General features: G+C 47.0%; 6 protein-coding genes. All 6 read right to left on the bottom strand.

Translation table 11 applies throughout. From position 1 onward, the window contains the following. Window positions 1-365: PTS transporter subunit EIIC (locus GRP75_RS16770; protein WP_160789853.1), on the bottom strand; the 365-nt coding region annotated here is incomplete at its 3' end. A gap of 253 nt (window positions 366-618) precedes the next feature. Next, window positions 619-1,479: a glucose PTS transporter transcription antiterminator GlcT gene (gene glcT / locus GRP75_RS16765; protein ID WP_071558373.1), complete on the bottom strand. Its 861-nt coding sequence runs from the start codon at window positions 1,477-1,479 to the stop codon at window positions 619-621. Window positions 1,480-1,669: 190 nt separating this feature from the next. Beyond that, window positions 1,670-3,205, bottom strand: coding sequence for a flotillin lipid rafts scaffold protein FloT (locus tag GRP75_RS16760; RefSeq protein ID WP_034095080.1), 1,536 nt, complete (start codon window positions 3,203-3,205; stop codon window positions 1,670-1,672). 48 nt (window positions 3,206-3,253) lie between these two features. After that, window positions 3,254-3,772: an NfeD family membrane protein gene (locus GRP75_RS16755; RefSeq protein WP_023989884.1), complete on the bottom strand. Its 519-nt coding sequence runs from the start codon at window positions 3,770-3,772 to the stop codon at window positions 3,254-3,256. A gap of 174 nt (window positions 3,773-3,946) precedes the next feature. Then, entirely contained in the window at window positions 3,947-5,110 is a 1,164-nt protein-coding gene (locus tag GRP75_RS16750; RefSeq protein WP_023989885.1) for an iron-containing alcohol dehydrogenase, read from the bottom strand. 184 nt (window positions 5,111-5,294) lie between these two features. Then, window positions 5,295-6,516: UDP-glucose--hexose-1-phosphate uridylyltransferase (locus GRP75_RS16745; protein WP_160789852.1), on the bottom strand; the 1,222-nt coding region annotated here is incomplete at its 5' end.

The following is a 6,516-nucleotide window of genomic DNA, read 5'->3' as shown; positions in this document are numbered from 1 at the left end:
CCCGGTATTTTTTGAGCAATCAGACCAGGTGTGACACCCACGGCTGTACCCAGAGTAATGTTCATAACGAGGTAACCGATGATGGCAGCCAAACCTGCTACACCCTCACCGCCCGCCAGACCGACGGCTACGCCGACTGCGAACAACAGTGCCAGATTATCAAAAACGATTTGTCCGGCATTCATCATGATCGTCGCTACCGATTGAACCCAGCCCGCATTTAATGCCGGAATGTACTGGAGAAAATCAGGATTGACCAGCATGTTACCGATACCCAATAAAAGCCCCGCAGCTGGCAAAATCGCTACAGGAAGCATTAATGCTTTACCGACACGCTGTAAAACGCCGAAAAGCTTTTTAAACATACCTTCCACATCCTTCTCTGAAATTTAGAACAGAGGCAAAACAACAAAAAAGGCATGAGCCGATTTAAGTATGTTTGAAAACAACCTTGGGATATAGCTTGCCCCAGTAGGCTGTAAACAATCATAACTTAAAAACAACTCATGCCTGATCGAATCAGTAACACGTTAAATGTTCAGTTGTTGTCTTCCTCATTGCAAAATTGATTATAGCACCCCGCTAAATGCGAGGCAATACTTTTTTATTCCTGTTTTATCACTTTTGTTGCTCCCCCTGCTCTTTGCGTTGGGATAACCGTTGCAGATGCATTGTCAAATAACTGACCTCAGCCGGGTACACAGATTTACGGAGTCTTTTCTCCATAATTTTCGTGAGTTTCCAGGACAGCATATACATTTCTGGATACTCCTCATTCAAAAGCTTGTCCAACCGATAAATCTCCTGCACAATTTCTCCCCGGCGCACACGTTCAATCGCAAACCTCAGATGAGTCAGCAGTCGAGAATAATCAAGAGATTGGAGAGGAATACGATAATCCAGTGTGGTCTCGACAACCTGAACCATATCAGCAATCAGACGAGAATCCTTCCTCACCTCGGAGATATGCTGGTTTGTCATGGCGCTATAAATATGCAGGGCCACGAATCCGATTTCATCTTCTCCCAGATCTACATCCATCTTATCCCTGATTAGAGCAACAGCCTGCTCAGCCATCTTGTATTCCTGAGGATATATTTCCCTAGTCTCATACAAAAACGGATTATGAATCGTAATTCCCTGTTTATGACGGTTGATGGAAAAAGCGATATGGTCAGTTAAAGCAATCAGTATGTGCTCATTTAGAGGCTTCTTTGCTTGAAGCTGAACAAGATGAAGTACCTCACCGATGACCTCAATGAGCTTTTCATCCAGCTCAGGAAGCAACCGTTTGTATTGCTCCTGTTCTTCATGGCTTTTTAATATAAATAATTTTTCAACTGAATCCAACGGCATAAGATCACCGGGTCTGCGATTGAAACCGATTCCTTTTCCAATCACAACAACCTCATCATGCTCGGGATGCATCCCTATAATCACATTGTTATTCAGCGCTTTGGCCACTTTTAGGCTGCTCACATCCGCACCTCTTTTATCAGAACCTTGATCCTAAGAATTATAGCATGAAGCTCAGAGGAATCCACGTTAAAGTACCAAATATTCGGCTAAAGGTCAATAAAAAGAAAACGCTTTTCATCACATTGCCGGGAAATGCTGTGATGAAAAGCGGTCTTTTGGTTAGGGGTAGATGCTCCCCAAAGACTTATCGTTATTCTTTATCTGTTAGTGCTGCCTCCACCGAGGCTGGAAGATGCTGCTTATTCGCTTCACCGGAAGACGGCACGGAATGAAGGCCTTTTTTCCCAGTCGTCAGCCCCTTGATTAACTGCTCCACATCAATGCCGGATACACTCTTCAGCATCTCAGGTGCCGTAGCCATCAGTTCGGTGACATAATTACTGACACGCGCTGCTCCTTCTCCTTTTCCCGTATCAACTACGGTGAGTTTATCAATGGACGCAATCGGTTCGGCAATACGTCCAGCCAGATCAGGCAACATTTTTACGATAATATCGAGCACGGCAGCCTCTCCAAACTTCTGGAACGCCTCCGCCAGTTTTTCCTTGGCCTCCGCTTCTGCAAGTCCACGCAAACGGATGACATCTGCGTCTGCCGTACCTTTGGCGCGTTCGGCATCCGCTTCTGCTTGCCCGTTGAGACGTTTTTGTTCAGCTGACGCTTTAGCCTGTGTCTCAATCGAGTATTGCAGCGATTCAGCCTCACGCATTTTACGCGATTTATCTGCTTCCGCCGCTTGCTCGACCGCATACCGATCAGCTTCTGCCTTCTTTTTCACTTCCGCATCATATTGCTTTTCACGTACCTGTATTTCCTTGGATTGAAGATCAATTTCCCGTTCTTTGCGCACCAGCTCGACTTTCATCTGCTCCTCGACAGCAGTCTGCTTGGCACGGGCCTCCTGAATGTGATAAGCCTGATCGGCTTCTGCCTTCGCTGTATCCTGTTCTTTCTTAAACGAAGCCACTTTCAGTTCCTTCTCCTTGGCTGCCTCGGCAATGTTGGTATCCCGCAGCAGTTCGGCCTTCTGGCCTTCCTGTTCCGCACGCGCCTTCTGAATCCGGGCATCCCGCACAGCCTCGGCTTCTGCAATCTCAGCATCCCGTTTCACAGCGGCAATTCTCGGCTTACCAAGCGCATCCAGATATCCGTGCTTATCACGCACATCTTTGATGGTGAATGAAACGATTTGCAAGCCCATCTTTTTCAGATCACGAGCAGCCACACCCTGTACTTCCTGCGCAAACCGATCCCGATTACGATAAACTTCTTCCACTGTCATCGAACCGAGGATTGCGCGCAAATGTCCCTCCAGCACTTCCTGAGCCTCTCCTCTAAGAGCCTCCAGTGGCTTCCCGATGAACTGCTCGGCTGCTGTAGCCACATCCTCAATAGAACTGCCGACCTTGATGATCGCCACACCATCCGCAATCACGGGAACTCCTTGCTCCGTATACACTTCCGGTGTGGTTACGTCCAGTTTATGGGACAACAGAGAGATGAATTCGGACTGCTGAAAAATAGGCCAAATGAAGGCCCCCCCGCCGCGTACAATTTTAATTTTTCGTCCAGAGTCATCCTCGGAAATATTTTTATTTCCTAGAAAAGAACCCGTCACGATCATTCCTTCATCCGGCCCTACCGTTTTGTAACGGGCCCAAAAAGCGATCCCTAATATAACGATAACGATGACAACAATCCCAGGGACCAACACAATATCTTGCAAATTTGACACTCCCGATCACGCTCCCTTCAAGTTAAGCGAATGCGCCGTCTATGTGTCCAGGTACGCTACGCGGACGACGCCCTCTGCGACCTCAACCACGACGATACGGGTTCCCGCAGCAAGCGGTTTGTGATCGAAGCTAGATGCTGTATGTATGGTGTTGCCTGCACCCAAGCGGATCATAACCTCCCCGTAACCAACCTCAGGTACAGGAATGGTGACCTCACCGATCCGGCCAGTCAGCTCACGCATGGAGAAGCCGCTGGATACCTCCGAATTCGCCATGGGTTTGATAAACGCAAAGAACACGAGTATTCCGATGACAAACGCAATCCCTAGAGCAAGCACGACGACCCACCCCATGCTCAGCCCGGTATACTTTGTCAGCAGTACTCCAGCTCCGCCAAAAGCGGTCATGGCTCCAAGTAAAACGACAGGTCTGAACCAATCGAGGCCCGGTAGCTCCAATGCACCATCCAGCCAACCACCGAGTACATCTCCAATCAGCACACTGACCACGGTAAAGATAGCGCCCCCTGCGAGTAACCACCAAAATATGGTTTCCATGCGACTCCTCCTTCCATGTACCTTTTCAGTCTGGTTTCCAGTCTATAACTATGTTTACGTATTCAACCTTAAAAAGTTTCAAAATTTTCCTCTAATATCCCAAATTAACCCCAAAAAAGCACGTTCGTACGTCTAATGACGCACAAACGTGCTTAAAATGATACAAATGTCGGTTTACAGGGATGCTTTGTAAATTTCGACTACATCTTCCCGATTGAGCTTGTTAAAGCCACCAAAAGACCCGAATTTCACAGCTTTATCAGCCATAACATCGATTTTGGACGCATCAATATCGTAATCAGCCAGACGGCTTGGTGCACCAATCGAGTTCCAGAAATCACGCAACGCCTGAATACCTTCCAACGCCACTTCTTCATCACTCTTGCCTTCTGGTTTCACATGGAACACATTGACCGCCAGTTGCTTGAAGCGTTCAGGCTTCACATGCAAATTGTGTTTCATCCAGTTCGGGAACAGAATAGCCAGTCCTCCACCATGTGGAATATCATAAACAGCAGACACCGCATGTTCGATATTGTGAGTAGCCCAGTCACCTGTCAGCCCCATATTCAGGAAGCCGTTCAGCGCCATCGTACCACAATACATAATCGTTTCACGCAGCTCGTAGTTTTCCAGATCGTTGACCAGACCTGGAGCCGCATCCATGACCGTACGCAAAATCGTTTCGCACCAGCCAAGTTGGACCGGAGTATTGGATTCCAAATGGAAATAATGCTCCAGCGTATGTGACATCATATCTACGATTCCGTAAACGGTTTGATTTTGTGGCAGTGAGTATGTGTTCACAGGATCAAGAATAGAAAACGCAGGGAACGCAAATACGCTGCCCCAGCCCAATTTTTCCTGTGTTTTTTCATTTGTAATAACAGAACCCGCATTCATTTCAGAACCGGTAGCTGCCATGGTCAAAACCGTACCTAGTGGCAATGCTGCCTGTGGTGCCGCTTTACGCTCTGCAAAATCCCACATGTCGCCATCATATTTTGCACCAACAGCAATGGCTTTGGAGCAATCCAGCACACTACCACCGCCTACAGCCAGAACGAGGTCGATTTGATGTGTTTTACACAATTCAACGCCTTTATGTACTGTAGATAAGCGAGGATTCGGTTCTACACCAGCCAGTTCCGTTACCTCTGCACCGATTTCACCAAGCAAACTTATTACATTATCGTACAAACCGCTGCGCTTAATGCTGCCGCCGCCATATACAAGCAGTACACGTTTACCATATTTAGGAACTTCACGCTTGAGAGCCTCCAATTGTCCTTTACCGAAGATCAATTGTGTAGGATTATAAAATTCGAATGCTTTCATCGCAAACGCTCGCCTCCAATAGTTCTAAAGTTTAATGTTAAGAAACTACTCTATTATAACCTTTTCGGTTACAGGAAACAAATCTGCTTTATTTTCAGAAAAAAACCACACTCCTTGAGGAGCATGGTTCCATGTCATATCTTGGGAGGGTTCTCGTAGAGTATTATGTGCTGCGCAAGCAATTTTATTCTCCCAAAGTATATCCCAATTGTTTCATAAAACGACCAAAGGCCTGTTGACCGGACGGATTTCGTTTATACACTCCTGCATGCTCTAAAATTTCACTGAATTTCAGTCCAACCTCATTTTGTACGGTACGAACAGCCGTCTCCTTGTCAGGCAAACGACCGAACCGGGTGTTTAACCGATAAATCCAGTCTGCATGCTTAAACAGTGGATGTCCTTCCTGCTGCATAGCCACAGCCAGCTTGTCATCCCCACACAAAATATCTGCAATTCCATCCAGTTCATCCTTGAGCCGCCCCGGTAATATGGCAAGTCCCATAACTTCGATCAGACCGATATTTTCCTTCTTGATGTGATGCATCTCGCGGTGAGGATGGAAAATACCTTCCGGATACTCTTCACTCGTTCGGTTGTTACGCAGTACGAGATTCATCTGGTACCTGCCTTCGGCATCACGGCGCACAATCGGCGTCACGGTATTATGCGGAATCGTTTCCCCTTCCTGCTCTGTATGAGAGAGGACATCAGCTACAGGATCACTATAAACTTTCCAGGCTTCAAAAGCAGCATTTCCCGCTTCCAACAACGCCTCGGCATCTGTTGACGTAAAACGGATGACCGACATCGGCCAGTTTACAATCCCCGCTGAAACCTGCGGGAACGATTCATTATGGTATATGCCGTCCACACCCGCTTTTTCAATTGGGAATGTATGACGACCACCCTGAAAATGATCATGGGTCAGGATCGATCCGCCGACAATCGGCAGATCCGCATTGGAGCCAATAAAATAATGCGGAAACGCTTTCGTAAAGGCCAGCAATCGGCGCAGTGTATCCTTCGTAAGCTTCATCGGTACATGATCATGATGGAACACAATGCAGTGCTCGTTGTAATACACATAGGGTGAATATTGAAAAAACCACGGTTCCCCATTCAATTCCACCGGAATGATGCGCAAATTTTGACGGGACGGATGATTTACTCTTCCTGCATATCCGACGTTTTCACGGCATAATTGACACTTGGGATAAACAGGCGGCGGCAAAAGCTTCGCCATCGCAATTTCCTTGGGACTTTTTTCTGGCTTGGACAAATTAATCGTGATTTCCATATCTCCGTAAGATGTCGACTGATTCCAGTACACATTGCTGGCAACCCGATCCATTCGAATGTAGTTCGAATCGATGGATAATTGATAAAAAGCATCTGTCGCCGCC

It is taken from the genome of Paenibacillus sp. OT2-17, from assembly GCF_009827695.1.
GTDB lineage: Bacteria > Bacillota > Bacilli > Paenibacillales > Paenibacillaceae > Paenibacillus > Paenibacillus polymyxa_B.
This window is presented reverse-complemented; position numbering and strand designations above follow the sequence as displayed.